1 protein-coding gene and 1 pseudogene are annotated in these 1,153 nt (G+C 63.7%); both read right to left on the bottom strand.

What is annotated here, in order from left to right:
• A pseudogene (locus BM186_RS26065) lies at nucleotides 1–899 on the bottom strand (hypothetical protein); the annotation flags it as partial.
• Nucleotides 899–1,153, bottom strand: a 255-nt coding sequence (locus tag BM186_RS26070; protein ID WP_139228050.1) for a phage protein Gp27 family protein, incomplete at its 5' end; no start/stop codon positions are given. The gene BM186_RS26070 and the pseudogene BM186_RS26065, both read right to left, overlap by 1 nt.

Consider the following 1,153-nt stretch of genomic DNA (forward strand, 5'->3'; position numbering starts at 1 on the left):
AACACGCGGGTCAGGTAGGTGCCGCCTGATTTCTTCGGTACGCAGCCGTACTCTTCCTCGGCCGACTCGATGTTTGGGGCGTTCTTGTACAGGCCATCGCGCCAGGCCTTCTCGGCCTCGGGTGACCACTCCTGCCCGGTGACGTAGCAGATCCTCTTGTACAGACCCTCGGCGATCGCATCGTCCAGGGTGATGCGGTGGATGCTGTAATCCTTGCGGCCCTCGCGGGCGTCCTGGATGTAGGTGTTGAACGGGTTGTCCACGCCGTTATGGGTGCTGATCAAGCGCACCTTGTTGCCCCACATGGTCAGCGCCAGGGCAGCTTTGAGCAGCTCTTCCAGGGATTCATGGAACGCCGCCTCGTCGATCACCACATCGCCCTGCAGGCCGCGCAGGTTGCTCGGGCGCGAGCTGAGCGCCTGGATCTTCCGCCCCGTTTTCGGGAAGCGGATCATGTAGGTGAGGATCTCTTCCTTCTTGCCTTCGTCCCAGAAGGTTTGCTCGTAGACGTCAGCCTCGGCCATCTCGTTGAAGGCCTTGGCGAACAGCGCGCAGGCGGCGATGTACTCCAGCGCCATCTCCTTCTTGCTGCCCACGTAGAAGGTGTTGCAGCCACCACGACGGCGTGGCTTTGCGCCCTTGACCACGTTGCGACCAGCCTCGGCCCAGGTCAAACCAGTCCGGCGAGACTTCTCGCCGATCATGATTTGGCTTTCATCTTCGAACCATCGCTGCTGATAGCCCAGGAACACGGGCTCGTTTGCGGCTACAGCCTCGGCGATGTCCTGGGGCACGTCGACGCCGTGCAGCTCCATCTCCTCTGCGAGATCAATCTTGCGCGGCGCGCTGGTGGCAGTGAGGCCCTTACCCAGGTTGGCCGTGGTGGCTTGCATGGCCATCAGGCTTTCCCCAGCAGGATGCGGCGGATGCGCTCTTCGAGCTGCTCGCTCATGCCGTCGCTGCCACGCTGTTCTTCCAGGCGCTGCTCCTGCTCAGCCAACAGCGCCTCGCGGGCTTCACGCTCGATCGCCTTGCGCTCCTCGCGGCTGGCCTTGCTGGCCTGCAGCACGTCTTTCGCGGCGCGGGCCAGCTTGCGCACGTCGTCGATCGTGGTCTCGTCGTCGATCTGCGCGCCCAGGGCGGCGTGCGTGGT

Origin of the sequence: Ectopseudomonas toyotomiensis, from assembly GCF_900115695.1 — a bacterium.
Lineage (GTDB): Bacteria > Pseudomonadota > Gammaproteobacteria > Pseudomonadales > Pseudomonadaceae > Aquipseudomonas > Aquipseudomonas toyotomiensis.